The sequence below is a fragment of the Mesorhizobium sp. ISC25 genome, assembly GCF_042295465.1.
Taxonomy (GTDB): Bacteria; Pseudomonadota; Alphaproteobacteria; order Rhizobiales; family Rhizobiaceae; genus Mesorhizobium.
In genome coordinates this window covers 1095060-1120420 of sequence record NZ_CP135441.1, presented here as the reverse complement: position 1 = coordinate 1120420, position 25361 = coordinate 1095060, and the positions used below count along the sequence as shown (strand labels likewise).

28 protein-coding genes are annotated in these 25361 nt (G+C 62.4%); 9 read left to right on the top strand and 19 right to left on the bottom strand.

Annotated features, from left to right (window positions below; all coding sequences use genetic code 11):
* Positions 1-30 precede the first annotated feature (30 nt).
* The 3 genes from RQ479_RS05505 to RQ479_RS05495 all read right to left on the bottom strand — a co-directional run bounded on the left by RQ479_RS05505 (position 31) and on the right by RQ479_RS05495 (position 2614).
* Complete coding sequence (locus tag RQ479_RS05505; protein WP_376704367.1) at positions 31-309, bottom strand: DUF4031 domain-containing protein; 279 nt, start codon at positions 307-309, stop codon at positions 31-33.
* Between the two features lie 43 nt (positions 310-352).
* Entirely contained in the window at positions 353-1651 is a 1299-nt protein-coding gene (locus tag RQ479_RS05500; protein ID WP_376704366.1) for a hypothetical protein, read from the bottom strand.
* Between the two features lie 135 nt (positions 1652-1786).
* On the bottom strand, positions 1787-2614 hold the full coding sequence (locus RQ479_RS05495; RefSeq protein ID WP_292653503.1) for a cell envelope integrity EipB family protein: 828 nt from the start codon (positions 2612-2614) through the stop codon (positions 1787-1789).
* 138 nt (positions 2615-2752) lie between these two features.
* Here RQ479_RS05495 and RQ479_RS05490 point away from each other — a divergent pair, with 138 nt between their 5' ends.
* The 4 genes from RQ479_RS05490 (at position 2753) to RQ479_RS05475 (ending at position 5767) form a co-directional block, all read left to right on the top strand.
* Positions 2753-3217: a RidA family protein gene (locus RQ479_RS05490; RefSeq protein WP_352516873.1), complete on the top strand. Its 465-nt coding sequence runs from the start codon at positions 2753-2755 to the stop codon at positions 3215-3217.
* Positions 3218-3231: 14 nt separating this feature from the next.
* The gene (locus RQ479_RS05485; RefSeq protein WP_292653501.1) at positions 3232-3960 is read left to right on the top strand and encodes a glycerophosphodiester phosphodiesterase; all 729 of its coding nucleotides are present in this window, start codon (positions 3232-3234) and stop codon (positions 3958-3960) included.
* A gap of 40 nt (positions 3961-4000) precedes the next feature.
* Positions 4001-5215: a GNAT family N-acetyltransferase gene (locus tag RQ479_RS05480; RefSeq protein ID WP_376704365.1), complete on the top strand. Its 1215-nt coding sequence runs from the start codon at positions 4001-4003 to the stop codon at positions 5213-5215.
* A gap of 120 nt (positions 5216-5335) precedes the next feature.
* Positions 5336-5767, top strand: a complete 432-nt coding sequence (locus RQ479_RS05475) for an HIT family protein (RefSeq protein WP_376704364.1) — start codon at positions 5336-5338, stop codon at positions 5765-5767.
* Between the two features lie 93 nt (positions 5768-5860).
* On the opposite strand, the gene clpA is transcribed toward RQ479_RS05475, so the two are convergent.
* The 3 genes from clpA to RQ479_RS05460 form a co-directional block, all read right to left on the bottom strand.
* Complete coding sequence (clpA, locus tag RQ479_RS05470) at positions 5861-8329, bottom strand: ATP-dependent Clp protease ATP-binding subunit ClpA (RefSeq protein ID WP_376704363.1); 2469 nt, start codon at positions 8327-8329, stop codon at positions 5861-5863.
* A 6-nt stretch (positions 8330-8335) separates the two neighbouring features.
* Positions 8336-8662, bottom strand: coding sequence for an ATP-dependent Clp protease adapter ClpS (gene clpS / locus RQ479_RS05465; RefSeq protein WP_023717744.1), 327 nt, complete (start codon positions 8660-8662; stop codon positions 8336-8338).
* Between the two features lie 272 nt (positions 8663-8934).
* Positions 8935-9264 carry a phasin family protein gene (locus RQ479_RS05460; protein WP_352466467.1) on the bottom strand — a complete coding sequence of 110 codons (330 nt, stop codon included), beginning with the start codon at positions 9262-9264 and terminating at the stop codon, positions 8935-8937.
* A gap of 299 nt (positions 9265-9563) precedes the next feature.
* Between RQ479_RS05460 and RQ479_RS05455 the strand changes: the two genes are divergently transcribed.
* Positions 9564-10952, top strand: coding sequence for a D-alanyl-D-alanine carboxypeptidase (locus tag RQ479_RS05455; RefSeq protein WP_376704362.1), 1389 nt, complete (start codon positions 9564-9566; stop codon positions 10950-10952).
* Between the two features lie 48 nt (positions 10953-11000).
* On the opposite strand, the gene RQ479_RS05450 is transcribed toward RQ479_RS05455, so the two are convergent.
* From RQ479_RS05450 to RQ479_RS05435, 4 genes are all read right to left on the bottom strand, one after another.
* A complete protein-coding gene (locus RQ479_RS05450) occupies positions 11001-11699 on the bottom strand; it encodes a DnaJ domain-containing protein (protein WP_352720209.1) in 699 nt (232 codons plus the stop codon).
* Positions 11699-12430: a VWA domain-containing protein gene (locus RQ479_RS05445; RefSeq protein ID WP_352720207.1), complete on the bottom strand. Its 732-nt coding sequence runs from the start codon at positions 12428-12430 to the stop codon at positions 11699-11701. The genes RQ479_RS05450 and RQ479_RS05445 overlap by 1 nt, the downstream gene beginning before the upstream one ends.
* A gap of 124 nt (positions 12431-12554) precedes the next feature.
* The gene (locus tag RQ479_RS05440; protein WP_376704361.1) at positions 12555-12992 is read right to left on the bottom strand and encodes a DUF1489 family protein; all 438 of its coding nucleotides are present in this window, start codon (positions 12990-12992) and stop codon (positions 12555-12557) included.
* A gap of 84 nt (positions 12993-13076) precedes the next feature.
* Positions 13077-14480: an L-serine ammonia-lyase gene (locus RQ479_RS05435; RefSeq protein ID WP_376704360.1), complete on the bottom strand. Its 1404-nt coding sequence runs from the start codon at positions 14478-14480 to the stop codon at positions 13077-13079.
* Between the two features lie 170 nt (positions 14481-14650).
* Between RQ479_RS05435 and RQ479_RS05430 the strand changes: the two genes are divergently transcribed.
* Entirely contained in the window at positions 14651-15394 is a 744-nt protein-coding gene (locus RQ479_RS05430; protein ID WP_352801719.1) for a DUF599 domain-containing protein, read from the top strand.
* Here RQ479_RS05430 and RQ479_RS05425 read toward each other — a convergent pair.
* From RQ479_RS05425 to RQ479_RS05400, 6 genes are all read right to left on the bottom strand, one after another.
* Positions 15343-16137: a YdcF family protein gene (locus RQ479_RS05425; RefSeq protein WP_376704359.1), complete on the bottom strand. Its 795-nt coding sequence runs from the start codon at positions 16135-16137 to the stop codon at positions 15343-15345. The genes RQ479_RS05430 and RQ479_RS05425 overlap by 52 nt on opposite strands.
* A gap of 28 nt (positions 16138-16165) precedes the next feature.
* Positions 16166-17731, bottom strand: coding sequence for an amidase (locus RQ479_RS05420; protein WP_376704358.1), 1566 nt, complete (start codon positions 17729-17731; stop codon positions 16166-16168).
* Positions 17731-18189 (bottom strand): GNAT family N-acetyltransferase, encoded by a 459-nt coding sequence (locus tag RQ479_RS05415; protein ID WP_376704357.1) that lies wholly within the window; start codon positions 18187-18189, stop codon positions 17731-17733. The genes RQ479_RS05420 and RQ479_RS05415 overlap by 1 nt, the downstream gene beginning before the upstream one ends.
* 7 nt (positions 18190-18196) lie before the next feature.
* On the bottom strand, positions 18197-18484 hold the full coding sequence (gene gatC, locus RQ479_RS05410) for an Asp-tRNA(Asn)/Glu-tRNA(Gln) amidotransferase subunit GatC (RefSeq protein WP_292653488.1): 288 nt from the start codon (positions 18482-18484) through the stop codon (positions 18197-18199).
* 76 nt (positions 18485-18560) lie between these two features.
* Positions 18561-18977: a hypothetical protein gene (locus tag RQ479_RS05405; protein ID WP_352516870.1), complete on the bottom strand. Its 417-nt coding sequence runs from the start codon at positions 18975-18977 to the stop codon at positions 18561-18563.
* 24 nt (positions 18978-19001) lie between these two features.
* A complete protein-coding gene (locus RQ479_RS05400; RefSeq protein WP_376704356.1) occupies positions 19002-19709 on the bottom strand; it encodes a metal-dependent hydrolase in 708 nt (235 codons plus the stop codon).
* Between the two features lie 116 nt (positions 19710-19825).
* On the opposite strand from RQ479_RS05400, the gene ruvX reads away from it, so the two are divergent.
* The gene (ruvX, locus tag RQ479_RS05395) at positions 19826-20311 is read left to right on the top strand and encodes a Holliday junction resolvase RuvX (protein WP_376704355.1); all 486 of its coding nucleotides are present in this window, start codon (positions 19826-19828) and stop codon (positions 20309-20311) included.
* Here the strand turns inward: ruvX and RQ479_RS05390 are convergent.
* The 3 genes from RQ479_RS05390 to RQ479_RS05380 all read right to left on the bottom strand — a co-directional run bounded on the left by RQ479_RS05390 (position 20278) and on the right by RQ479_RS05380 (position 22932).
* On the bottom strand, positions 20278-20589 hold the full coding sequence (locus tag RQ479_RS05390; protein WP_352466454.1) for a DUF6105 family protein: 312 nt from the start codon (positions 20587-20589) through the stop codon (positions 20278-20280). The genes ruvX and RQ479_RS05390 overlap by 34 nt on opposite strands.
* The gene (locus tag RQ479_RS05385; protein ID WP_376704354.1) at positions 20589-21143 is read right to left on the bottom strand and encodes a hypothetical protein; all 555 of its coding nucleotides are present in this window, start codon (positions 21141-21143) and stop codon (positions 20589-20591) included. Before RQ479_RS05385 ends, RQ479_RS05390 begins: the two co-directional genes overlap by 1 nt.
* Positions 21144-21303: 160 nt before the next feature.
* Positions 21304-22932 (bottom strand): DNA alkylation response protein, encoded by a 1629-nt coding sequence (locus RQ479_RS05380; RefSeq protein ID WP_376704353.1) that lies wholly within the window; start codon positions 22930-22932, stop codon positions 21304-21306.
* A 155-nt stretch (positions 22933-23087) separates the two neighbouring features.
* Here RQ479_RS05380 and RQ479_RS05375 point away from each other — a divergent pair, with 155 nt between their 5' ends.
* On the top strand, positions 23088-24053 hold the full coding sequence (locus RQ479_RS05375) for an aspartate carbamoyltransferase catalytic subunit (protein WP_376704352.1): 966 nt from the start codon (positions 23088-23090) through the stop codon (positions 24051-24053).
* Positions 24050-25336 (top strand): dihydroorotase, encoded by a 1287-nt coding sequence (locus RQ479_RS05370; protein ID WP_376704351.1) that lies wholly within the window; start codon positions 24050-24052, stop codon positions 25334-25336. The genes RQ479_RS05375 and RQ479_RS05370 overlap by 4 nt, the downstream gene beginning before the upstream one ends.
* Positions 25337-25361: the final 25 nt, after the last annotated feature.

The window sequence follows — 25361 nt, the reverse complement described above, 5'->3', positions numbered from 1 at the left end:
GTTCAGCGTGCGGCGATCAGCGCACCGGTGTCATCGCCGCATCTTCCCCTTCGGCATCCGCACACGCCGGAAAACAGCGACGATCTCCTCGCGGCTGCATTCGATGGCGCCGAGCCGCACCGCGCGATCGCGCTCGAACCCGGTTATGTCATAGTGCGGCGCCGATGTCTTGGGCGGCCCTTGGTAGGACGAGCGCTTGATGCCGAGCTGCCCGGCAAAGCGATGCAACTCGTCGGTGTCGTCTGCCAGCAGATGACACCAGCGGTGGCCGACCCATTTCCAGATCGCCGCATCGACATAGACCGCCATGAGGCTTGCCGCACTCCTTCATCTTGCGCCGACCAACACGCCGCTAACGATGATAGAAGGGATTGGCATAGAAAATGAAGCCGCCGCCGGCCTCGAGTTGCGCCATGGTGTTGGTGATGGTCGCCTGCATGCGGTCGTGCAGTTCGGCGAGTGCCTCCTCGACGGTGCCTTGATAGGCGTGCAAGCCTAGCGGCTCCGGTACCCGGATATGGGCGCGGCGTGGGCCTGCCGGCTGCGGCACGAAACGGTTGATCGTATCGCGCAGCGTACCCTTGCAATAATCGTTGCGGATCCGCTTCAAATGTTCGGCGATCTCCTCCTGCGTGATGCGCGGATTGGCCGAAGCCCACGGCCCGACACGCTGCAGGCGCTGGATCGTATCTGCCAGCGTTCGGACCTGCTTTTGGCTTCCGGTGCCGTCCGTGTTTTCCCGCAGCCAGCGCCGCGACCGGCGCAAAAGCTCGGCATTGTCGAGCGTGCCGGCTTCGAGCGAAACAAGTTCAGCAAGGCGACGGAGGAGTTCGGTCAGCAGATCCTTCTGACGTGTGTCATATGAAGCCCGCTCATCGGGCCGCAGGCCATTTGCAGCCTCGTCGCGCGATAGTAGCGTCGCGTAGATATGATGGACGCGCTCCGGCAGCGTATCGGCGGCACGGCGTTCGATCTTCAGGCTGTGCTCGACATAGGCGCATTCCTTTGCCAGCGCTGCCTCGACATTCCCCGTGAAAGCGAGCTTCCAGATCACGGGCGCGATCCAAACCTTGAAATCCGGATCCGTCAGGCGACCGCGCTTCAGCGCCTCGAACCCCATCTCGACCGCGCCTGGCAGCAGCGGGGCAACGATGTTGGCATGCCAGCCGACACCGCCTTCGGGATGCAGGAGCACGCCGTGCCCTTTCAGCGCCCAGGCCACCGAATGTTCCTTGGCCGCCGCGCTATTGCCCGGGATTTGCGCGATCAGATTGTTGGCCAGCCAGAATTTCTGCATCAGCCGGCCAAGCCCATTGACGACGCCATGCGTGGCCCAGGATGCCGCCAGCGGGCTTACCCGCGACACGACCTCCTTGTCGATCATCCAGTCGGTAAAGAATTCGGGATGGTTGGGTGTGATGAACGTCGCCTTGCCCGCACCGCAACAAGCCTTCAGCCTTTGCCGGTCATCCTCCGGAAAATCGATGTGGCGGACATTGGCGACGCCGCGCAAAACGGCCAGACGGTTGAATGGCAACAGGTCGCGAAGCCCCGGAATGCCGTGCAGCATGACAATCCGGTTGACGAATGTCATGGCCTTGATCAGCGTCGCATTGGGCCGCGGCGCCACAAAAACGTCGATCCTGCTCAACCTGCTCCCCCCACGGCGCTTACCGTCGTAAGACGTTGATAGGCAATTGCGGCATGCTCAAGTCGATGCGACATGCCCCGCAAGATCAAGCGCTACTATCCCGGATAGCGCCGGCGGCTTGTCGTTGGTTCGAGCCTATTTCGACGGGCAGGTCTTTGGCTGATCGAACAGCGACAGATTGACCAGTTTGCCGGTCATCGAGAACTCGCCATAGTCCATGACGAGATCGCGCGTGATGCCGTTCTCGTGCAGCTTGAAGCTGATCCGGTATTCCGGCACCTCCTCGCCGCCCTTGTCGGCATCGTCGAAATAGGCGATGTCGACCGGCCAGTATTTGTCGGTGGCGAGCTTGGCCAGCGCCGGCGCTTCCGGATCGGTGTTGTCGGCATCGGCTTGCTTGCCGACGACGACGGTGGTGGTCACCACCTTGTTGGCGTCCTCAGAGCCGTCGAACAGGTTGGTTTCGTAGAACCGCTCGCCCTTTTCCGCCTTGCCGATCATTTCGACCATTTGCTGGGTCGGGAACTGGGTCGGCGCGAGTTCCAGGCTGCTCTTTTCGGGCTTGTCGATATCGACCTTGAGACCATTGGCCTCCTTCGTTGCGGTACCCTTGACCTCCTTGTCGAGGTTCTGGTCGACAAAGGATTTGTTCACGAAGGAGAAGGTCTTGCCCTCGGCATCCTCGAAGGTGGTCATCTGCTGGTCGGTCAGCCTAGTGTTGTCGTTGGTTACGATCTGGGTCACCAAACGGAACTTTACCGTATAGCCCTCGCAAGGCGAGCCGTTGAACTCGTAGACCATGCGGCCGGTGATGCCAGTAATGCCGGAGCGATCGGAGGCCTTGTCGAGTGAAATGTCGTAAACAGCACGATGCGCCTGCAGCGCAGGCACCGCAAAAGCGGGAGCCGCCCAGGAAGCCGCTGTCAGGAGGACGGCGTTGAATGCGAGGCGCGTTGCGCGCATGGGGTGCTCCGATCATCGCGGCTAATGGCAGGCCGCATGGAAACATGGTCCAGCTTAAAAAAAGTCGTGGCGGAAGCGAGGCAAAAATAGCAATTTCGGCCCGGCCTGCGCGGCGCCTTCAAGCAATAGGGAAATAGCATGAGCGAAACAATCGAAAAGCGGCTAAGCGAACTCGGCGTGACGCTGCCGGCCGCCGCCGCGCCCGCCGCCAATTACGTGCCATATTGCAGGACCGGCAATCTGCTGTTCACCGCCGGGCAGTTGCCGCTCAAGGAGGGCAAGCTCCAGGCGAGCGGACTGCTTGGCCGCGATGTCGACACCGCGACCGGCAAGGAAGCCGCAAAATACTGTGCGATCAACATATTGGCGCAGGCCCAGGCGGCACTTGGCGATCTCGAGAAAATCCGTCGCTTGGTGAAGATCACCGTCTTCGTCGCCTCGGCACCGGATTTTGTCGAACAGCATCTGGTTGCCAACGGCGCCTCGGATTTTCTCGTCGCCGTGCTCGGCGATTGCGGCAAGCACGCTCGCTCCGCCGTCGGCACCGCCTCCCTGCCGCTTAATGCCGCAGTGGAAATCGAAGCGATCTTCGAAGTCGAATGACCGGGACTGCGACCATGACCGATCTTTCCTGGCTGACTGCCCGGCCCGTCGCCCATCGCGGCCTCCACGACATGAACAAGACGCGCTGGGAGAACACGCTTTCCGCTTTCGCCGCGGCAGCCGAGCGCGGCTACGCGATCGAATGCGATGTGCACCTGTCATCCGACGGCGTCCCCGTCATCATCCACGATGGCGATCTGCGGCGGCTGACCGGCAAGGACGGCTTCGTTTGGCAGCGTACGGCTGCCGAGATCACGGCGCTGAAGGTCGGCGGCACCGCCGACCATTTGCCGACGCTGCAGCAGGCGCTTGATCTGGTCGACGGCCGTGTGCCGATGGTTGTCGAACTGAAAGGAGCTGCCGGGCACGACGAAGGCCTGGTCGAAAGCGTCGGCAAGATGCTCAAGCAATACAAGGGCAAGACCGCGATCATGTCGTTCGACCATTGGCTGATCCGCGAGTTCGCGAAATATGCACCCGGCATACCCGGCGGGTTGACCGCCTACGGCAACGACAACCACCTGATCGAGGCGCATTTCGCGATGCTGGCGCATGACATCGCCTTCACCTCCTACGCCGCCGGCGACCTGCCGAACCGGTTCGTCTCCTTCGTGCGAGAGAGACTCGGCATGCCGGTGATCACCTGGACCGTGCATGACCAGCCTGCCGTCGATCTGACCTTCAAATATGCCGACCAGATGACGTTCGAAGGATTCGAGCCCGATCTTGTACGGCTTGCCTGAGCGGGCTTGTATGGGTCCGCAGCGAGCTTAAGTAAGCCTCATGGATCAAGGGGACGATTGCGAAAGACAAACGGCGAATGCGGAGCTGTCAATCCGCATCGCCGCGGGCATCGGCGCCTTCACCAGCGCTGAATGGGACAGCCTCGGCGGCACTACGCGCGGCGATGCAGAAAACGGCTACAACCCGCTTGTTTCATTCGCTTTTTTGAGCGCGCTGGAAGATTCCGGCTGCGCTGTTCGGCGCACCGGCTGGCAAGGCCATCACCTCAGGCTGGAAACCGCGCGAGGCAAGCTGCTCGGGGCGGTCCCCTGCTATCTGAAGTCGCACAGCCAGGGCGAATATGTCTTCGACCATGGCTGGTCGGACGCATTCGAACGCGCCGGCGGGCGCTACTATCCGAAGCTGCAATGCGCGGTGCCGTTCACGCCCGTCACCGGCCCTCGCCTGCTGGTCGGCAAGGGCGAGGACAGCCCCACCGTCAAGGCCGGTCTTGCGGCCGGCCTGAAGGCGGTGACGGATAAACTCGGCGTGTCTTCCGCGCATGTTACTTTCGCGCCGGAGGACGACGTCCAGATATTGGCGGCGGCCGGCTTCCTGCATCGCACCGACCAGCAGTTTCACTTCTTCAACGAAGGCTTTTCGAGCTACGACGATTTTCTCGCGACGTTAGCCTCGCGCAAGCGCAAGGCGATGAAGAAAGAGCGGCGCGAGGCGCTCGCCGGCGGCATCTCGATCGACTGGCTGACCGGCAAGGATCTGACCGAAAAGGCCTGGGACGACTTTTTCGCGTTCTACATGGATACCGGCAGCAGGAAATGGGGCCGGCCCTACCTCAACCGCGATTTCTTCTCGCTGATCGGCGAGCGCATGGCCGACGACATCCTGCTGATTATGGCCAAACGCAACGGGCGCTACATTGCCGGTGCCATCAACTTCATCGGTTCCGACGCGCTCTACGGCCGCAATTGGGGCTGCATCGAGGACCACCCATTCCTGCATTTCGAGGTCTGCTACCATCAGGCGATCGATTTCGCCATCTCGCGCAAGCTGAAGGTGGTTGAAGCCGGTGCGCAGGGCGAGCACAAGCTGGCGCGCGGCTACCGGCCCGTGACGATGCATTCGGCGCACTACATCGCCCATCCAGGTCTGCGCAATGCAGTGGCCGACTACCTCCAACGCGAGCGGCGCGAAGTCGAGCGGATGAGCGAATATCTGGAAGAGCACACCCCGTTCCGCAAGGACCTGGCGGAGTAGGGTAGCGAGACCCAATCGCTCAGCCGCGCGGGCCGGCATGGCCGATGTCGATCGATCGTCTTGCCCGTCCGGAGCAGCTTCGCTACACGAGACAGCGAGCCAAGAACCGGAGCGCGCGCCATGGCCGAAGCAACCTACGACAGCAGCAACATCTTCGCCAAAATCCTGCGCGGAGAAATCCCTTCGCATCGCGTCTACGAGGATGACGCGGTCATCGTCTTCATGGATGTGATGCCGCAAGGACAAGGTCACACGCTGGTGGTGCCGAAAGCGCCGTCGCGCAACCTGCTCGACGCGGATCCGGTGGTGCTTGGCCCGCTCTTCGTTCACGTCCAGAAAGTTGCGCGGGCCGTAAAAAAGGCCTTCGATGCCGATGGCGTCACGGTCTTGCAGTTCAACGAACCAGCTTCGGGGCAGACCGTCTTTCACCTTCACGTCCATGTCATTCCGCGCTTCGACGGCATTCCCTTGAAGCCGCACAGCGGACAGATGGAAAAGCCTGAAGTCCTGGCCGAGAATGCCGGCAAGATACGGATAGCGCTGGCAAGCTGAACCGGCGCAAACCGCTCCGGCGGGCGCCGGGTGCTTAACGGAAGGTGTCATAAAAAAAGCCCCGTTTCCGGGGCTTTTTTGCTGGCTGGTTCGTCAGCTCTTGCGCGGCAGTTGCGGCACAAGGCTGCGCTTGCCGCCGTCCTTACCTTTGGGCTCCGGCTTCTGCGCCACCACCTTTTTGGCGGCGGGCTTTTTCGCCACCGCCTTCTTGGCTTTCGGCACGTCGTCCGGGTCTTCCTTCTTTGGCTTCACCGGCGCCTCGTCGGCGAGCGATTCGAGCTTCAGGCCAGTCTCGCCGGTTTCCTTCTTCTCGACGGTGACACGCACCGTGCCGCCCTTCTTGAGCTTGCCGAACAGCACCTCATCGGCCAGCGGCTTCTTGATGTGCTCCTGGATGACACGGCCAAGCGGCCGGGCGCCCATGCGCTCGTCATAGCCCTTGTCGGCCAGCCATGCGATTGCATCCTGCGACAAGTCGAAGGTCACGCCACGCTCGGAAAGCTGCGCTTCCAGCTGCATGACGAACTTCTGCACCACCTGATGGATGACCGGCACCGGCAGCGAGCCGAACGGAATAATCGCATCGAGGCGGTTGCGGAACTCCGGCGTGAACAGCCGGTTGATCGCCTCGACATCGTCGCCTTCGCGCTTCGTCGAACCGAAACCGATCGCCGCGCGCTGCGCATCGGATGCACCCGCATTGGTGGTCATGATCAGGATGACGTTGCGGAAGTCTATCTGCTTGCCGTTGTGGTCGGTCAGCTTGCCGTGATCCATGACCTGCAACAGGATGTTGAACAGGTCCGGATGCGCCTTCTCGACTTCGTCCAGCAACAGCACGCAATGCGGATGCTGGTCGACGCCGTCGGTCAGAAGGCCGCCCTGGTCGAAGCCGACATAGCCGGGAGGCGCGCCGATCAGCCGCGAAACGGTATGGCGTTCCATATATTCCGACATGTCGAAGCGGATCAGTTCCACGCCGAGCGAGGCGGCGAGCTGCTTGGCCACTTCCGTCTTGCCGACGCCAGTCGGGCCCGAGAACAGGTACGAGCCGATCGGCTTTTCCGGTTCGCGCAGGCCGGCCCGCGCCAGCTTGATGGCCGAGGTCAGCGCTGTGATCGCGGTGTCCTGGCCGTAAACGACGCGCTTCAACTCGATGTCGAGGCCTTGCAGCACCTTCTCGTCGTCGGCGGAAACCGTCTTCGGCGGGATGCGCGCCATGGTGGCGATCGTCGCTTCGATCTCCTTGATGCCGATGGTCTTCTTGCGCTTGGCTTCCGGCACCAGCATCTGCGAGGCGCCGGTCTCGTCGATCACGTCGATCGCCTTGTCCGGCAGCTTGCGGTCGTTGATGTAACGCGCCGAGAGTTCGACCGAAGCCTTGATCGCCTCGCTCGTGTAGCGGACCTTGTGGAACTCCTCGAAATAGGGTTTCAGGCCCTTCATGATCTCGATGGCGTCCTCGACGGTCGGCTCGTTGACGTCGATCTTCTGGAAGCGCCGCACCAGCGCGCGGTCCTTCTCGAAGAACTGGCGGAACTCCTTGTAGGTGGTCGAGCCGATACAGCGGATGGCGCCGGACGACAGCGCCGGCTTCAACAGGTTCGACGCATCCATGGCGCCGCCGGAGGTGGCCCCTGCCCCGATCACGGTGTGGATTTCATCGATGAACAGCACGGCGCCGGGATAGTCTTCGAGCTCCTTGACGACCTGCTTCAGCCGCTCCTCGAAATCGCCGCGATAGCGGGTGCCGGCCAGCAGCGTGCCCATGTCGAGCGCGAAGATGGTGGCATTGTGCAGCACTTCGGGAACGTCGCCCTCGACGATGCGCTTGGCGAGGCCCTCGGCGATCGCCGTCTTGCCGACGCCGGGATCACCGACATAGAGCGGGTTGTTCTTGGAGCGGCGGCACAGCACCTGGATGGTCCGGTTGATCTCGCTCTCGCGACCGATCAGCGGATCGATCTTGCCGGCCTTGGCCTTGTTGTTCAGGTTGACGCAATAGGCAGTCAGCGCGTCCTGCTGCTGCTTCTTCTTGCCGCCTTCCTCTTGCGGCTCGGCCCCGCTCTGGCTGCCTTGCTCGTCGTCGGCGCCGCGCGGCGTCCGCGTCTCGGAAGCGCCGGGGCGCTTGGCGATGCCATGCGAGATGTAGTTGACCGCGTCGTAGCGGGTCATCTGCTGTTCCTGCAGGAAGTAAGCGGCGTGGCTCTCGCGCTCAGCGAAGATGGCGACGAGCACGTTGGCGCCGGACACCTCCTCGCGGCCTGACGACTGCACATGGATCACCGCGCGCTGGATGACGCGCTGGAAACCGGCAGTCGGCTTGGAATCTTCATCGTAGCCGGTGACGAGATTGTCGAGCTCGGTGTCGATATAGGTGAGGACCGTATGCTTCAACTCGTCGAGATCGACGTTGCAGGCACGCATGACGGCGGCCGCCTCGGTGTCGTCGATCAGGGCGAGCAGCAAATGTTCAAGGGTTGCATATTCATGGTGCCGCTCATTGGCGAGCGTCAGCGCTTGGTGAAGCGCCTTTTCCAGGCCTTGGGAGAAAGCCGGCATGTTACCTCACTTCTTCTCCATCACGCATTGCAGCGGATGCTGATTCTGTCGGGCGAAATCCATGACCTGGGACACTTTGGTCTCGGCCACCTCGAATGTATAGACCCCGCACTCGCCCACCCCATGATTGTGAACATGAAGCATTATGCGTGTGGCGGCTTCGCGGTCCTTCTGGAAAAAGCGCTCCAGCACGTGGACCACGAATTCCATGGGTGTGTAGTCGTCGTTAAGAATGAGGACCCGATACAGACTGGGCTTCTTGGTCTTGGTTTTTGTGCGCGTGATGACGGCCGTGCCGCGACCGGCCTCATTGCCGTTGCTGCCGTTCTGCATTCGCACCACGTAGCTCGTGGCAGTCAAACCTGTAGTCACGTAGTCCTGCCTCTTTCGAATCCTCATGCATGCTCGACATGTAGGTGTTCGATGGACGATTTTAAGCCCTTCTGTTTAGCTGACAATATGGCTAGGTGGCCAAACTTGACCGATTTTTCAAATCGTGAAGACCGCAGGCCCCGATTTCGAGCTGGCATGAAAAAACCCGGCCGCGCGTTTGCGACCGGGTCTGTCCTTGCGAGCCCAGGGCCGGCTCGGAACGTTCGTCGAATTTACTTCGCCTTGGCGACGATCGATTCGAACGGCTTGTAGGCTTCCTTGGCGAGTTCGGCATAGAGATCGCCAAGCTTGGTGGCCTCGGTGACGAAGCTCTCATAGGACTGCTTGGCATAGTCGGACTGGATCTCGATCGCCTTGTCCAGCGACTTGGCGGAAAAGAGCTTCTCGACAACGGCGCTACCGGCTTCGAAGCTTTTCTTGGTGTACTCGCCCGCCTCGGCGGCGATAGCCTGCGCACCCTTGGACAGCGAGGCGAAGCTCTTCAATCCGGTGTCGGCAAATTCCTTGCCGTATTTGCTGAAATCTTCATAGGTCTGGGTCATTTCACACATTCCCTTGAACGGTTGCCTTGGACGATAGACGCGCCTTGTCCGGGTCGCGTTGTGCAATGCGTGTAAATATATTGTGCAGTGCACAAAAAGTCAAGATTCCCGCGGCAATGCGCATCGTGAGCTGCCGGCAATCGCTAAGATTCGAATAAAGAGAAGCTCAATCCCGCAGAAAATGGTGAACGCGGCGGTTACCATAAACGGATTGGTAACGCTGCCCGCGTTAGCGTGGCCGAAGGTGAGGCAGGACCCTTTGCCGCCTCCAAGGCAACGGAAATTCAAAGGAACTATCAGTGCGTAAGGCGTTGTCGGGCTTCGTTTCCAAATCCGCGTCCCCCCTCAAAACGATCATGATCCTCGTTATGGCGATGAGCTTCGTCGTCGCGGACGCGGCTTCATCCATGGCGGCCAAGTCGGCGGCCATCGTCATCGATGCCAAGACCGGCAAGGTGCTTTATTCGTCGGACGCCGATGGCCGGCGCTATCCGGCGTCGCTTACCAAGATGATGACGCTCTATCTGACGTTCGAGGCATTGGCGAAGGGCAGGATCAGCAAGAATTCCCCGGTCGTGTTCTCGGCCAATGCCGCTGCCGAACCGCCGACGAAGCTCGGCGTCAAGCGGGGCGGCTCGGTCACGGTCGAGACCGCGATCCTGTCGATGGTGACCAAATCGGCAAACGATTCCGCAACGGCGCTTGGCGAGATGCTCGGCGGCAATGAAGCCAATTTCGCCCGCATGATGACCGCCAAGGCGCGGGCGCTGGGCATGAGGGGAACCGTTTTCCGCAACGCCAACGGCTTGCCTGATCCCGGCCAGTTCACGACCGCGCGCGACATGGCGATGCTCGGCATCGCCCTGAGAGAGCATTTTCCGCAATATTACGGCTATTTCTCGCAGCGCTCCTTTCTTTATGGGCGGCAGCGTATCAACGGCCACAACCGTCTGCTCGGACGTATCAAGGGCGTCGACGGCATCAAGACCGGTTACACCCGCGCCTCCGGTTACAATCTGGTCTCCTCGGTCTCGGATGGCGATCGGCGCATCGTAGCGGTGGTCATGGGCGGCAGGTCCGGCGGCAGCCGCGACAGCCAGATGGCCGGGTTGATCAATGCCTACATGCCGAAGGCGTCGTCGAGCGGCGGCGGCGTGCTGATTGCCAAGGCTGGTGGCGGCAATCCGATTTCAGCCCTGGCCAAGGTACTTCTACCGAAGCATGACGCGCCGACACCGGACAGTAAGCCGGACGACGATGCCGTTGCCTCCCTTGTCGAGGAAAATGCGCCCGTCGTTGAAGAAACCACTCCGGTCGTTCAGGCCAAGAGGGTCAAGACGACGGCTGTGTCGACGGTGGACGACGTGGCGACAGCCCGGGTCGCCGCAGCCTATGCCGAACCGGCGGCAGAGGTCGATCCGGTCAGCACGGCGTCAGTGCCATCCGGCTGGACAATACAGGTCGCCTCTTCGCCAAAACAGGCCGAAGCGAAGGCTTTCCTCGACAAGGCGACGAAGCAGGCGCCCTCCGTTCTGGCCGATGCCTCCGGTTTCACCGTCGCCTTCGACAAGGACGGTGTCACCTACTACCGCGCCCGGTTCGGTGGTTTCGGTTCGAAGAACGCTGCCTGGAAGGCCTGCAACGCTTTGAAAAAGAAGAAGATCGAGTGCTACGCCGTCCAGCAGTAAGCAGCGCGCGAAACGATATCTTTCCCGAAAGTTCTGCGTCGAAGGAGACTAGTTGTGATTGGAGAGCAAGACGTCCTTGGCTTCATTGATCCGCGCCGCCAGGAAAGACGTGCCACCGATATCGGGGTGCAGGCGCTGCATCAGGCGGCGGTGCGCCTTGCGGACATCCGCCGCGGCAGCCCCCGCTTCAAGACCAAGGATCTTGTAGGCCTCCTCCTTAGTCATGGCGCCAGAACCTGGCGCAACACCCAGCCCTTCGCCACCATTCGCATCAGCGTCTTTGCGCCAGATGGGAAATCTGCCGTCAAGATACGTCTCTAGCAATTGGCGGCTCTCCGGATCGCCGGAGAGTTCGCGATAGAGTTGCTGCAATTCGGCAAGCCCCATCGAGCCAAGCATCTTGCCTTCATGGCGCCCAGCCAGCACGAGGCCTTCGAGGCCGCCGGTATCGTGATCGAGTTCCATCTCAAGCGCCGCTGTACGAACTGTCGAACGCTTGCCTGGTGCCAGTTTTGCTGCCGGCCGATTCATGCGCATGGAGCCGTACCAGGCGAGCGCAGCCGACAGGATCAAGCCGCCGATACCCTCGCGCCCGACCAGCAGCACGGCGACGCCGATCAGCCCGAGCAGCACAGGTCCAAGCGTCCTCATGCCGCCTGCAAGCTTGGCCGGATCGGCGCGCAGGAAGACAGTGACCGTGCCGAGAAACACCAGAAGCAATGCTACAAAAGCGATAATTGCGCCCATCAGTTTCCGCCGCCCCTCAGATGCTCGATCATCAGCCGGTCCTCCGGCCTGCCCCGGGCCTCCAGTGCTTTCAGCCCGCCGGTCGCAAACACGGCGACGGACGAAAGCAGGCCGGCCAAGGTTGCGGCAGCCCGCCGATCGAACCGGAACCAGGCCCCTTTCGACAGCCGCGCAATTTCCTTGAACGCCTTTTCCGCGGCGGCATCATGGCCCTCCTGAAAGACGAAGACAGGAACGCCGTGCAGACCGAGGCTGCCGGCCTTTTCGGCCAGATCATCTATGTTTTCTTCCATCGCGTCGCCGATATAGACCAGCGCGTTGACCTTGGCCGCCGCCGTCTGTTTCAGCGCATGGGCGAGCACCTTGCCGATTTGGGTATGGCCGCTGCGGCATTCGATCCGCGTCATCAGCTGCTTCAGAGCTTCGGTATCGGGGACGAATGCGGAGGAGCGGCACTCGCCAAGGCCGCGAAAATAGACAAGTTGAACCTTGAGCGCCCCGGTCTTGCCGACGGCGTCGAACATCTCGGCCTGCAGCGCACAGGCGAGATCCCAGGTCGGCTGGCGGCTCATCGTCGCGTCGAGGGACAGGATCAGCCTGCCTGAACCGGTGGCGGATGCAGCGAGCGTTCTTGCCTGACGGAGAAACGCGTCGATCTCGCCGGTGCTCGATTGAGACTCGACCGGCGCAGGATTTGCCTTTGCAGGCACTGGCTGCTTCTTGTCGCTCATGACATTCAAGATGTGGCGTTGTTCCCCGGCTTGCAAGCCCAGATGAGGGACCTGGAGGACCGGTGATGATGGCAACTGCGGACAAGCGCTTCGCCTGGTGGTCTTGGCGTCGCGGTTCTCGGCGTCAGAGCAGGCCGAGATCGGCAAGCTCACGCCTGAGCTTCGGCGGCATCTCGATCAGCCCGGCTTTGCCCTTGCCGAGATCGGCCGGCGCGTCCGCCGGCTTCAGGTAGCGCCACCCCTGGAATGCACGGCGCGGTTGCCAGTCGGTGCGCACGACCTCGGGATCGAGGATCAGATGGCAACGGCCGATACCCTCGTCATCGGTAAAGGGCCGGATTTCGGTGATCAGCTGCCGGCATTGAACATTGCCCTTGATCACCCAGTAGAGCGAGCCGCCGTCGGTAATCTCGGCGCCGCGTGTCGGCATCATGCGGGTGGTGTGGTAGTGCTCGGCCGGTTCGCCGGCGCGGCGCCGCTCGTCGAGACGGAAGGTAATCCACTCTTCCAGATCCTCGACGCTGTCACAGCCGACGCAAAGCTTTATGAGATTGAGAGACATCGTTTAAGGTTTAGTCCAGCACGCGAACGCGTCAACGCCTGATCGACTTCTCCACAGTGGTGGTCCAGGCCGCCAGATTGGCGCTCAGCACTCCACGACATTGACGGCCAATCCGCCAAGGCTGGTTTCCTTGTACTTTTCGTTCATGTCGAGGCCGGTCTGGCGCATCGTCTCGATCGCGGCATCGAGCGGCACGAAATGAACGCCGTCGCCCTTGATGGCCAGCGAAGCGGCGGTCACCGCCTTGACGGCGCCAAGCGCGTTGCGCTCGATGCACGGCACCTGCACCAGGCCGCCGACCGGATCGCAGGTCATGCCGAGATGATGTTCCAGCGCGATTTCGGCGGCGTTCTCGACCTGCTCGGGTGTGCCGCCCATGACGGCGCACAGTCCCGCCGCAGCCATTGCCGAAGCCGAACCGACCTCGCCCTGGCAGCCGACTTCCGCCCCCGAGATCGAAGCGTTGGTTTTGATGATGCCGCCCACCGCCGCCGCCGTCAGCAGGAAATCGCGGATGCCGGGCTGGTCGGCTTCGGGATGGAAATGCAGCCAGTAGCGCAGCACCGCGGGCAGAGTGCCGGCCGCCCCATTGGTTGGCGCGGTGACGACACGGCCGCCGGCGGCGTTCTCCTCGTTGACCGCCATCGCATAGATCGACAGCCAGTCATTGGCGAGCAGCGGGTTGGGCCGGTTCTGCTGCCATTGCTCCTGCAGCTTGTCGTGCAGCATCCGGGCACGACGGCGCACTTTCAGTCCGCCCGGCATGATGCCGTCTTGCGACAGGCCGCGCTCGATGCACCCCTTCATGGCGCTCCAGATGCCGTCGAGGCCGGCGTCGAGCTCCTCGCGCGACATCTGCGTCTCCTCGTTGACGCGCTTCATCTCGGCAATGGAAAGTCCGCTTCTCGCTGCCATGGACAGCATTTCGACGGCGTTCTTGAACGGATACGGAACCTTCTTGCCCTCTGTTGTCGCCGCGCCCCTTGCCTTCAGCCGCTGCAGTTCTTCCTCGGACACTACGAAGCCGCCGCCGATCGAATAGTAGACGCGCCTCAGCAGCAACCGGTCGCCGGCATCATAGGCAGCGAAGGCCATGCCATTGGCGTGACCCGGCATCGGCGTCTTGCGATCCAGCACAAGATCCGTTGCCGGGTCGAAACGATAAGACGGATGGCCGGGCGGCGAAATCCGCTTCTCGGCGGCGATGCGAGCGACGATGCCGTCCGCCTGGTCGGGATCCACCGTCTGCGGCGTCTGGCCGGCGAGGCCGAGCACCACGGCACGATCGGAGCCATGGCCGATGCCGGTATAGGCGAGCGAGCCATGCAGGCTGGCCGCGATGCGGTCGACCTTGGCGCCGGCCGGGCGCGGCCAGTCGTCTCCCGCAATCTCGTCGAGAAACCGCTGCGCAGCCGTCATCGGCCCCATCGTGTGCGAACTCGATGGGCCGATGCCGATCTTGAACAGGTCGAAAACCGAAAGGAACACGTGGGCGTTTTCTCCTGGGACCCTGTTGAGGTCTACATATAGGAATTCCCATGAAGTTTTCCGCTGTTTTGAAGATCGCGGCGCTGCGCCTGCCGACCTTGTTTGCTCCGGCAGCGACATTCCAGCTTCGACCATCGAAGCGTCCCCTCCGCCTGTGGTAAAAGCAACGCATGAGCGATTCCTTTCATCTATCGATGGCCGACCTTGCGGCGCTGGGGTTCTTCCTTGCCGCGTGGGTGCTGCATACGCTCGCCGCAGACGGAATGCTGGTCAGCCGCGTGTCGCTGACGAGGGCGATGAACGCGCAGCGCGAGGCCTGGATGCGGACCATGGCCGAGCGCGAGATCCGCATCGTCGACACCGCCATCATGAGCGGCCTGCAGCAGGGAACCGCCTTCTTTGCCTCGAGTTCGCTGATTGCGATCGGCGGCTGTTTTGCCCTGCTCGGCGCCTCCGATCAGGTTCTGACCGTGCTGAGCGACCTGCCGTTTGGCGCTACGTCCTCGCGCGCGGCGTTCCAGACGAAGGTGTTCGGGTTGGTGCTGATCCTGGCCTTTTCCTTCTTCAAGTTCGGCTGGGCTTACCGGCTATTCAATTATTGCTCGATCCTGATAGGCGCCGTGCCGATTCCGCATGGCGAGGCGTCGCGCAATCCAGTCACCGAAACGGCAGTCTGGCGTGCGGCGCGCATGAACATGCTGGCCGGGAAGCATTTCAATTCGGGCCTGCGCGGCGTGTTCTTCTCGATTGGCTATCTTGGCTGGTTCGTCGATCCCGCCGTTTTCGTGCTATCGACGCTGCTGCTGCTGGCGGTGCTGGTGCGCCGCCAATTTTTCTCGGCGGCGCGGCAGGCGGTGCTCGGTCAGCCGCCCGGCCCGGGAAAAGGCCGATCGATGCGGCCCGACAGCCAATAGGCGATGAGCCCTATCCATTCGCGGATCGCAACAGTGCTGACCTCCAGCCAGTCGCCGGGATAGGGGAACGTGGTGATGCCTTCCCTACCGGAGGTGCGATAGTCGACTGGCCACGGAACGGTCGAAAAGCCGGCTTTGTCGAACAGCGCCTTGGCGCGTGGCATGTGGAAGGCCGAGGTCACCAGCAACCAGGTCTCGCCCGGTTTCGGCGTCACCAGTTCCTTGGTAAAGACAGCATTCTCGTAGGTGTTGCGGGATTTGTTCTCGAGGATCAGCCGATCGGCCGCCACGCCGAAAGCGGCGAAAAGACGCGGCGCGGTATCTGCATCGCCTTCGCCGCCGCGGAACGTTTCGATGCTGCCACCGGAGATAACGACTTTCGCTGTCGGAAACCGCCGCGCCAGCACGGCCGCCTCGACCATCCGGTCGCCGCCGGAGTTCATTTCATAGCCACCACGCACCAGATTGACGGCGCCATCCAGACTGCCGCCAAGCACCACGATACCGTCAACCTTTTCCGGTAGCGGCGGCCTGGGGAAGCGTTCCTCCAGCCGATTGAGCATCATGGGGCCGAGCGGGCTCCATGTCGAAACCGCCAGAATGAGGAAGGCAAGAGCGCTGCCGGCGGTCGCCAACCGTCGCCGGCCGAACATCGCCGCGACCAGCCCCGCCAGCAACAGGAAGATCGTGAGATTCAACGGCTGGACGAAGAACCAGAGAATCTTGGAGACATAGAAGAACATCCCTCACCCCCTCAGATGAGAAACGATCCTACCACCATTTTTCCGGCTGAAATGTGCCGGCCGCCTGTTCGATGACGTGGGCGGTCTGGAACAGCGTTTCCTCGTCGAAGGGCCGGCCGATTAGCTGCAGGCCGAGCGGCAGCCCCTTGGCGTCGAGCCCAGCCGGAACCGCTATGCCGGGCAGGCCGGCCATGTTCACCGTCACCGTAAAGATGTCGTTGAGGTACATTTTGACCGGGTCGGCTGCCATGTCCTCGTCGGCGATGCCAAAGGCGGCGGACGGCGTTGCCGGCGTTAGAATGACGTCGACGCCTGCGGCAAACACATTTTCGAAGTCGCGCATGATCAAGGTTCGAACCTTCTGCGCCTGTAGATAGTAGGCATCGTAGTAGCCGGCGGAAAGCACATAGGTGCCGATCATGATGCGGCGCTTGACCTCGCGCCCGAAGCCGGCGGCGCGGGTCTTTTCATACATGTCGACAATGTCCTTGCCGGGCACGCGCAAGCCATAGCGGACGCCGTCGTAACGGGCGAGGTTGGACGAAGCTTCGGCGGGCGCCACAATGTAATAGGCCGGCAGCGCGTATTTCGTGTGCGGCAGCGAGATATCGACGATCTCGGCGCCGGCATCCCTCAGCCAGGCAATGCCTTTCTGCCACAGCGCCTCGATCTCCGCGGGCATGCCGTCGACACGGTATTCCTTGGGGATGCCGACCTTCATGCCCCTGATCGGGCGGCCGATCGCCGCCTCGTAATCCGGCACCGGCAGGTCGACGGAGGTCGTGTCCTTCGGGTCGACCGAAGCCATCGACTTCAGCAGGATCGCGGCGTCGCGGACGTCGCGCGCGATCGGCCCGGCCTGGTCGAGCGACGAGGCGAAGGCGACGATGCCCCAGCGCGAGCAGCGGCCATAGGTCGGCTTGATGCCGACCGTGCCGGTGAGGGCAGCGGGCTGGCGGATCGAGCCGCCGGTATCGGTGGCGGTGGCGCCGGCGCACAGGAAGGCCGAGACGGCTGATGCCGAGCCACCGGATGAACCGCCCGGCACCAATTGGGCATTGTCCAACGTGCGCGCGGTCCTGGTGCCGCCGGCCGAAACGAAGCCGCCCTCGCCCTGATGCGTTGTCGGCATCACCACCGTGTCGAGGCGCGAACGCCGCCACGGGTTGATGACGGGCCCGTAATACGAGGTCTCGTTGGACGAGCCCATGGCGAACTCGTCCATGTTGAGCTTGCCGAGCATGACGGCGCCATCCGCCCACAGATTGGCGGTGACCGTCGATTCGTAGCGCGGCTTGAAGCCGTCTAGCACATGGCTGCAGGCCTGGGTGTGGACGCCTTCGGTGCCGAACAGATCCTTGATGCCGAGCGGGATACCCTCGAGCGACCCGCCCTCGCCCTTGGCCAGTTTCGCGTCGGAGGCCTTGGCCATGTCGCGCGCCCTGTCGTCGGTGACCACGACATAGGCGTTGAGCGCCGGATTGGCTCGCTCGATCGCCGATAGATAAGCCTCGGTGATTTCGGTGGCAGTGATCTCCCTGGAGCGCAATTTGGCGCGGGCCTGCGAAATCGTCAGCTGGGTCAGGTCGCTCATCAGGCAAGGCTCTTTTCGTAAAACACCGACCACTCGGAATCGGGATAATTCAGCACCGGACGGCAGCGAGAAAAACCGGCGCGTTCGTAGACGGTCCAGGCGGCGGGATGACGGTCCCCCGTCTCCAGCACCAGACGCTTAAGCCCTTCTTGGCGCGCCAGCGCCTCGATTCGCTCGACAATCTTCGCGCCGATCTTGCGGCCGCGATGCGAAGGTCGCGTATACATGCGCTTGACCTCGCCGACGACAGTATCGCGGCGCTTCAGTGCGCCGCAACCGATGGCAAGACCGTTATCGCGGGCGATGAAGACGGTCGTGTCGCCGTCCGCCATCTGCTCGACCGTCAAATGGTAGCAATGCTCCGGCGGCGTCAGCTCCAGCAATGTGGCGTTGAGCTCCTCGACCAGCCCACGCACATCGTCCTGCAGCGGCGTCTCCGCGGCGATCTCGATTGCCATCGGCCAGCTACTCCACGACCTTCGGCACAAGGAAGAAATTCTCTTCGGTCGCCGGCGCGTTGGCGACGATGTCGGCTGCCTTGCCGCCGTCGGTGACGCCGTCCTGGCGCTTTTTCATTGCCATCGGCGTGACCGAGGTCATCGGCTCGACGCCGGAAACATCGACCTCGTTCAATTGCTCGACAAAGCCCAAAATGGCGTTCAATTCGCCGGTCATGCGCTCTGCATCCTCCTCGCTCACCGCAATACGGGCAAGATGCGCGACGCGCTTCACGGTTTTTATATCAACGGACATGTTTGTGCCTCGGGGAAAACCAGCGCTATAGCGGCGCGGCGCGTGCCGCGCAACATGCATCGTGCCAACAGCTGCCCTATGGCATCGCGACGCCGTCGCAGAGGAAATAACTGCCGCCGTTGCCGCTCTGCTCGCCTTCGTCGGCGGCAGGCCGAACCGATACCAGGTCGATCTGCTTCGGGCTCATCTGTGTCAGTGAGAGAACATCGGGAAAGACGTAGCCCGGTTCCTGGCATATGGCGGTCACCGCCCAGCTTGGCGAGCGAGTCGCTTTGGTGATCTGCAGGAATTCACAATTATATTCGATGCTTTCTAAGCCATTTGCCGACAGCACGATATTGCCGCCCTCGATCACCGTCTGCAGCGTATCCTTTTTGGCCTGCGCGCAGAGTTCCTCCGATTGCAGATAGACGCCCTCGATGAAATTCTCCGCGGCCAGCGCCGGCGACGCGGCAACCAGCATGGAAATGCAAAGAGAATTTCTCAAGCGCATCGTATCGTTCCGGACCGGCTTTCTTTACAGCGTAATCGTCTCGCCGATCTTCGGCAACGCCACTTTCACACCAGATCCATCCAGCCCGGCCACGAATTTGTCGGCGGTCTGGTCGATCATCGGAAACGTGCCGAAGTGGGCGGGAACGACGGTCTCGAACTTGAAGAAACGCTGGCAGGCAAGGGCTGCCACCGCGCCACCCATGGTGAAGCGGTCGCCGATCGGCACGATGCCGATCTTCGGTTCATGCAATTCGTTGATCAGCGCCATGTCGGAAAAAATGTCAGTGTCGCCCATATGATAAAGCGTCTTGTCCTCGGGGAAGTGCAGGACGAGCCCGCCCGGATTGCCGAGATAGGTATTCTGGCCACCCTCGCCCGGAAAGGACGATGAATGCAGAGCCTGAACGAAGGTGGTGGTGAAGCCGCCGCAATCGACGGTGCCGCCGATATTGCCGGGGTTGATCTGCTTGTCACCGACGCCCTTGCCGACCAGGTACATGCAAATCTCGAAATTGGCGACCAGCATCGCGCCGCTCTTCTTGAGCACTTCGATGGCGCCGCTGATGTGGTCGCTGTGGCCATGGGTGAGCAACACGTGCGTGACCCCTTCGGCCGGCCCTTCCCAGCCGCTTGTCCATGACGGATTGCCGACCAGATAGGGGTCGATGAGGATTTTCGCGCCTTCGATTTCGATTCGGAATGCCGAATGTCCGTGCCAAGTCAGTTTCATCAATGCTTTCCTCGATTTTTGCTTCGGTAGAGGATAGAACGCCGACGGCGAAATTAAAGTGCCGCGCACGCTTTGCGCGTATAGGACGTGCGGCGTCGCGGTCAAAGGAAAAGCCGTTGGGCATCATCACCATAGAGGAGTTGCCGGCCCGGCTCGGCGGCGGCAAGACCCTGGCCGGTCTCGACCTCGGCGACAAAACGATCGGCGTGGCGGTTTCCGACCGCGGCTTGTCCTTCGCGCACCCACGCCCTGTCATCATGCGCAGGAAATTCTCGCTCGATGCCGCGGTGCTGCTCGCACTGCTACAGAAGGAACATGCCGGCGCCGTGGTGATCGGCCTCCCCATCAACATGGACGGCTCGGAAGGCCCGCGCGCCCAAAAATCCCGCGCTTTCGTCCGCAACATGGCTGGATTGACCGATCTGCCGTTCGTCTTTTGGGACGAACGACTCTCGACGGTGGCGGCCGAGCGGACGCTGATCGAGATGGATTTTTCCCGCAAGAAACGCGCCGGCAAGATCGATTCGGCGGCGGCCGCTTTTATCCTGCAGGGCGTTCTCGACCGCCTTCAGGCGCTCGGCGTCGATGCCTGGTCGAAATAGCGGTTGCGCATCGCCGTGATCCAGCTGCCGATCGCCTTGCGGCGGCGAAATGCCCAGAACGCCATCAGCAGCAGCCCGTCGAATACGCAAGCTTTCGCCACCATGCCCGGAATGAGCGCCGGATCGACGCCCAGCATCTGTCCATAGAGCTGGAAGACGAGATCGTGCAATTGGCGGCTCAGCATGACATAGCCGAAATTGATGTCATTGAGCGACAGAAAGAACCAGCCCCAAAACAAGAGGAGCGGAGCCGCCCACAGCGCGAACAAGGTGCGCATCAGCGGTCATCCCTCGAATCCAGCCGGCCGGAAATGCGCGCAAGCGAGGAATTATGCGCCGCTGCCTTGGCCATGACATGCGCGGCCGCTCGGATTTCGCCGGTCCCTGGAGCTGCCGCGGCAACGGCCGACCGCCGCTCGGCGAGCATCGCGACATAGGACGCCAGAAGTGCCGCCAATTGCACCGCGACAACCATGAACAGCCCGTTGATGCCTTGCGCGGCGCCGCCGATGACGATCAGCGACAGCACGCCCGAGGCGGAGATGAAGGCGATCCGCACGACGCTGTCGGCGGGATCCGGGTTGGCAGCGTCGCTGGTCAGCGCTTCAACAAAGGCCCAGCAGAACAGCACCGCGACGACAAGCAGCGCCACGGCGAGCGGCGCCACGACGACGGCGTTTTCGAGATCGGCAAATCGAGTGTTCTGGACGGGGACGCCCAGCACGCCAAGGGCCGTCGCCACGCCTCGATTCCCGTCGATGCAGATGAACGCCAGCAGGGCGAAAACGGCCGCCCAATGCAATGCCAGAAAAGAGCTCAGAATATGCCGCATGACGCTCCTGCTTCGCAGGGCAAAGCTGCTCAAGCTGAACAATCCTTGCCTTAACCATAACACTGGGCTTTGCCACCGGTCGCCGCAATGGAAACCATTCGTTAAGGTTAACGGCCATCCACAGGGGGCGCGAGAGCGGCAGCGAATTGGGCGACGGCACTTAGTTGATCGGCGGGTAGAGCGTATCGATGATCATGCGCGCATCATGGCGTGAATCGATCATGCCATAGGTATTGCGCCACTGGCCGGCGAGGCGCGTTTCGACGAAGGCGTCGGCGATCCGCCCTGCCCCCAGCCTGCGAAGCTCTGCCGCCGCCGCCGACAATGCCAATTGTTCTGTCAACAGCCGCGCCGAGCCCTCGTCGGTAGCCGCGACCTGCATTGCCGCCTTGAGCACGCCGACGGTGCCGCGTCCGCCTGCACCGAGATCGCGGTCGATGCCGGACAGCACGTCATCGAACAGGCCGGGTGCACGCCCCAGCACACGTAGCACGTCGAGCGCCATGACGTTGCCTGAACCTTCCCAGATCGCGTTGACCGGAGCTTCGCGATAGTAGCGGGCGAGCGGCCCCTCTTCGACATAGCCGTTGCCGCCGAGGCACTCCATTGCTTCATAGAGCAGCGGCGGCGCGATCTTGCAGACCCAGTATTTGACGACCGGCGTCATGGCGCGGGCGAAGGCCGCCTCGCCGCGGTCGCCGGCCGCCTCGTCAAAGGAGCGCGCCAGCCGGAACGACAGCGCGGTAGCGGCGGCAACGTCCAGCGCCATATCGGCCAGCAGACGCTGCATCAGCGGCTGCTCGATCAGATTGGTTCCAAACACCTTGCGGTGGCGCGTGTGGTGGACAGCCTCGGCCAGTCCGGCCCGCATGATCGCCGACGAGGCGACGGCACAGTCGAGCCGCGTCAGGGTCACCATGTCCATGATCGTCTTCACGCCGGCGCCGGGCTCGCCGACCATCTCGCCGATGGCATTGACGAATTCCACCTCCGACGAGGCATTGGATCGATTGCCGAGCTTGTCCTTCAGCCGTTGAAAACGGAAGCCATTGCCGGATCCGTCGCCGAGCAAGCGGGGCACGAGAAAACACGACAGTCCCTCCGGCACCTGTCCGAGCACCAGGAAGGCATCCGACATCGGCGCCGACATGAACCATTTGTGGCCGGTCAGGCGATAAAACCCGCTGCCGGCGCGCTCGGCCCTGGTGACGTTGGCACGGACATCTGTGCCGCCTTGCTTCTCGGTCATGCCCATGCCGAGTGTCAGCCCGGCTTTTTCGACCGGAGGCTTTTGGCTTTGATCGTATTTGCGCGTCGTCACCCGAGGCGCCCATTCGCGAAACAGCTTCGGGCTGGCCATCAGCGCTGCCAGCGAAGCGCTGGTCAGGGTGATCGGGCAGAGATGTCCGGTTTCGAGCTCAGCCGTGAGGTAAAAGCGTGCAGCGCGCACCTGATGGCGGCGGCCGATCTCGGCGTCGCCATTCTCCCAGACCGACGAATGCAGCCCGTTGGCAACAGAGCGGCGCATGAGCGCGTGATAGGCGGGATGGAACTCGACCTGGTCGATGCGCCGGCCCTGGCGATCATGGGTCCTGAGCTTCGGCGTCTCGACATTGGCAAGACGGGCCAACTCCTGCGCCTCATGGGTCAGAACGAAACGACCAAGCCCGTCGAGGTCCTTGCGGACCGGATCGGAAAAGCGCTCGGCAAGCTGGATCAGCAACGGATCGCCCCGCCAGGCGTTGCCGCCGGCCAGCGGCGGCGGCTGGTTGGTCACGTCGTCAGTCACGCTTCGTCCTTATCACCTGAAGGCTGCGAATCCAAAGCCAAGGCGGTTTATAGCCTATGGCCAGCGGGGCGCGACGAAAATACCGGGGAGAACCAATCCAATCCCAAGCCGGTGCTTGCAGCCGCGAGGCCTCCCCCCTATAGCAGCGACTTGAGATGACCGACGCATCGTCCCTGCCACTTTATCCCCACCGCCATCTTCTGGGCATCCGCGATCTTTCCCCCGCCGATATCGAGCTACTGCTCGACCGGGCGGACCGGGCCGTTGCCATCTCGCGGCAATCGGACAAGAAGACATCGACGCTGCGCGGCCGCACCCAGATCAATCTCTTCTACGAAGCCTCGACCCGCACGCAATCGTCGTTCGAGCTGGCCGGCAAACGGCTCGGCGCCGACGTCATGAACATGTCGGTGGCGAGCTCGTCGGTGAAAAAGGGCGAGACGCTGATCGATACGGCGATGACGCTGAATGCCATGCGTCCCGACATATTGATCATCCGCCATCAATCGGCCGGCGCGGCAGCACTTCTTGCTCAAAAAGTCGGCTGTTCGGTGGTCAATGCCGGCGACGGCGCCCATGAGCACCCTACCCAGGCGCTGCTCGACGCACTGACCATCCGCCGTGTCAAGGGTCCGCTGCCGAAGCTGATCGTGGCGATCTGCGGCGATATCCTGCATTCGCGCGTAGCGCGCTCCAACATCATCCTGCTCAACGCGCTTGGTGCCCAGGTCAGGGTCGTCGCCCCTTCGACGCTTTTGCCCACCGGCATCGAGAAGATGGGCGTCATCGTCACCCGCTCGATGGCCGAGGGTCTGAAGGACGCCGACGTGGTGATGATGCTGCGCCTGCAGCGCGAACGCATGGAAGGCGCTTTCGTACCGTCAGTGCGCGAATATTTCCACTATTTCGGCCTCGACGCCGAGAAGCTGAAAGCAGCCAAGGACGGCGCGCTGGTCATGCATCCCGGCCCGATGAACCGCGGCGTCGAGATCGCCTCCGAGATCGCCGACGGCCCTCAAAGTGTCATCCAGGAACAGGTTGAGATGGGCGTCGCCGTACGTATGGCGGTGATGGAAGCACTGCTCGATCCCCGTCGAAATCACGAGGGCCGCGGCGCATGAGCATAGCGATCTTCAGCCGGGCCCGCATCGTCGACCCGTCGCGCGGCATCGATGAGGTCGGTACCGTCATGGTCGAAGGCCGCAAAATCGTTGCGGCCGGCAAGGCGGCCTTGAACCAGGGCGCGCCCGAAGGCGCCACGATCATCGACTGCGCCGGCAAGACTATCATCCCCGGATTGATCGACGCGCGCGTCTTCATCGGCGAACCCGGCGGCGAACACCGCGAGACCATTGCTTCGGCGAGCATCGCTGCGGCGGCCGGCGGCGTCACCTCAGTCGTCATGATGCCCGATACCGACCCGGTGATCGACAATGTCGCATTGGTCGAGTTCGTACTGCGCACCGCCAAGGACACTGCAATCGTCAACATCTTTCCGGCGGCAGCGATCACCAAGGGGCTGGAAGGCCGCGAGATGACCGAATTCGGCCTGCTGCGCGAGGCCGGCGCTGTCGCCTTCACCGACGGCCGGCATTCTATCGCCAGCGCGCTGGTGATGCGCCGCGCGCTGACCTATGCGCGCGATTTCGGCGGCATCATCGCGCATGAAACCCAAGACGCCGATCTCGCCTCGGCCGGCGTCATGAACGAAGGCCTTTACGCAAGCTGGCTTGGCCTTGCCGGCATTCCGCGCGAAGCCGAATCGATTCCCCTGGACCGCGATCTCGCGTTGGCTCGGCTGACCGGCGGCGCCTATCACGCTGCCAAGATTTCGACGGCTATGGCGGCAAACGCGGTAGCACGCGCGAAAGCCGATGGCGCCAACGTCACATCAGGCGTGTCGATCCACAATTTGTCGCTCAACGAGAACGATGTCGGCGAGTACCGCACCTTCTTCCGGCTGACGCCGCCGCTGCGCGCTGAAGAAGATCGGCTGGCGATGATCGAAGCGATCAAGGACGGCACCATCGACCTCATCGTCTCCTCCCACGACCCGCAAGACGTCGACACCAAGCGCCTGCCCTTTGCCGATGCCGCGGCCGGCGCCATCGGGCTGGAAACGCTGCTGGGCGCAGCGCTGCGGCTCTATCACAATGGCGACGCGACGCTGCTGCGGCTGGTCGAAACACTGTCGACCGCGCCGGCAAGATTGTTCGGCCTGCCGGGCGGCACACTGAAACCGGGCGCGTTGGCCGATCTTGCGCTTGTCGATCTGGACGAGCCATGGGTCGTCAGCGAGAGCGGCATCCGCTCGCGCTCGAAAAACACCTGTTTCGAAGGCGCGCGGCTGCAAGGCAGGGTCTTGCAAACGATGGTGGCGGGCCGCACAGTGTTTTCGGCGTAGGACGGAGCGGGCGTCACGTCTTCAA

Coding starts and splice junctions, on each gene's coding strand:
- RQ479_RS05505 (WP_376704367.1), bottom strand. CDS start 309: ATGGCGGTCTATGTCGATGCGGCGATCTGGAAATGGGTCGGCCACCGC.
- RQ479_RS05495 (WP_292653503.1), bottom strand. CDS start 2,614: ATGCGCGCAACGCGCCTCGCATTCAACGCCGTCCTCCTGACAGCGGCT.
- RQ479_RS05490 (WP_352516873.1), top strand. CDS start 2,753: ATGAGCGAAACAATCGAAAAGCGGCTAAGCGAACTCGGCGTGACGCTG.
- RQ479_RS05485 (WP_292653501.1), top strand. CDS start 3,232: ATGACCGATCTTTCCTGGCTGACTGCCCGGCCCGTCGCCCATCGCGGC.
- RQ479_RS05480 (WP_376704365.1), top strand. CDS start 4,001: ATGGATCAAGGGGACGATTGCGAAAGACAAACGGCGAATGCGGAGCTG.
- RQ479_RS05475 (WP_376704364.1), top strand. CDS start 5,336: ATGGCCGAAGCAACCTACGACAGCAGCAACATCTTCGCCAAAATCCTG.
- clpA (WP_376704363.1), bottom strand. CDS start 8,329: ATGCCGGCTTTCTCCCAAGGCCTGGAAAAGGCGCTTCACCAAGCGCTG.
- clpS (WP_023717744.1), bottom strand. CDS start 8,662: ATGCAGAACGGCAGCAACGGCAATGAGGCCGGTCGCGGCACGGCCGTC.
- RQ479_RS05460 (WP_352466467.1), bottom strand. CDS start 9,264: ATGACCCAGACCTATGAAGATTTCAGCAAATACGGCAAGGAATTTGCC.
- RQ479_RS05450 (WP_352720209.1), bottom strand. CDS start 11,699: ATGGGCGCAATTATCGCTTTTGTAGCATTGCTTCTGGTGTTTCTCGGC.
- RQ479_RS05445 (WP_352720207.1), bottom strand. CDS start 12,430: ATGAGCGACAAGAAGCAGCCAGTGCCTGCAAAGGCAAATCCTGCGCCG.
- RQ479_RS05440 (WP_376704361.1), bottom strand. CDS start 12,992: ATGTCTCTCAATCTCATAAAGCTTTGCGTCGGCTGTGACAGCGTCGAG.
- RQ479_RS05430 (WP_352801719.1), top strand. CDS start 14,651: ATGAGCGATTCCTTTCATCTATCGATGGCCGACCTTGCGGCGCTGGGG.
- RQ479_RS05425 (WP_376704359.1), bottom strand. CDS start 16,137: ATGTTCTTCTATGTCTCCAAGATTCTCTGGTTCTTCGTCCAGCCGTTG.
- RQ479_RS05420 (WP_376704358.1), bottom strand. CDS start 17,731: ATGAGCGACCTGACCCAGCTGACGATTTCGCAGGCCCGCGCCAAATTG.
- RQ479_RS05415 (WP_376704357.1), bottom strand. CDS start 18,189: ATGGCAATCGAGATCGCCGCGGAGACGCCGCTGCAGGACGATGTGCGT.
- gatC (WP_292653488.1), bottom strand. CDS start 18,484: ATGTCCGTTGATATAAAAACCGTGAAGCGCGTCGCGCATCTTGCCCGT.
- RQ479_RS05405 (WP_352516870.1), bottom strand. CDS start 18,977: ATGCGCTTGAGAAATTCTCTTTGCATTTCCATGCTGGTTGCCGCGTCG.
- RQ479_RS05400 (WP_376704356.1), bottom strand. CDS start 19,709: ATGAAACTGACTTGGCACGGACATTCGGCATTCCGAATCGAAATCGAA.
- RQ479_RS05390 (WP_352466454.1), bottom strand. CDS start 20,589: ATGCGCACCTTGTTCGCGCTGTGGGCGGCTCCGCTCCTCTTGTTTTGG.
- RQ479_RS05385 (WP_376704354.1), bottom strand. CDS start 21,143: ATGCGGCATATTCTGAGCTCTTTTCTGGCATTGCATTGGGCGGCCGTT.
- RQ479_RS05375 (WP_376704352.1), top strand. CDS start 23,088: ATGACCGACGCATCGTCCCTGCCACTTTATCCCCACCGCCATCTTCTG.
- RQ479_RS05370 (WP_376704351.1), top strand. CDS start 24,050: ATGAGCATAGCGATCTTCAGCCGGGCCCGCATCGTCGACCCGTCGCGC.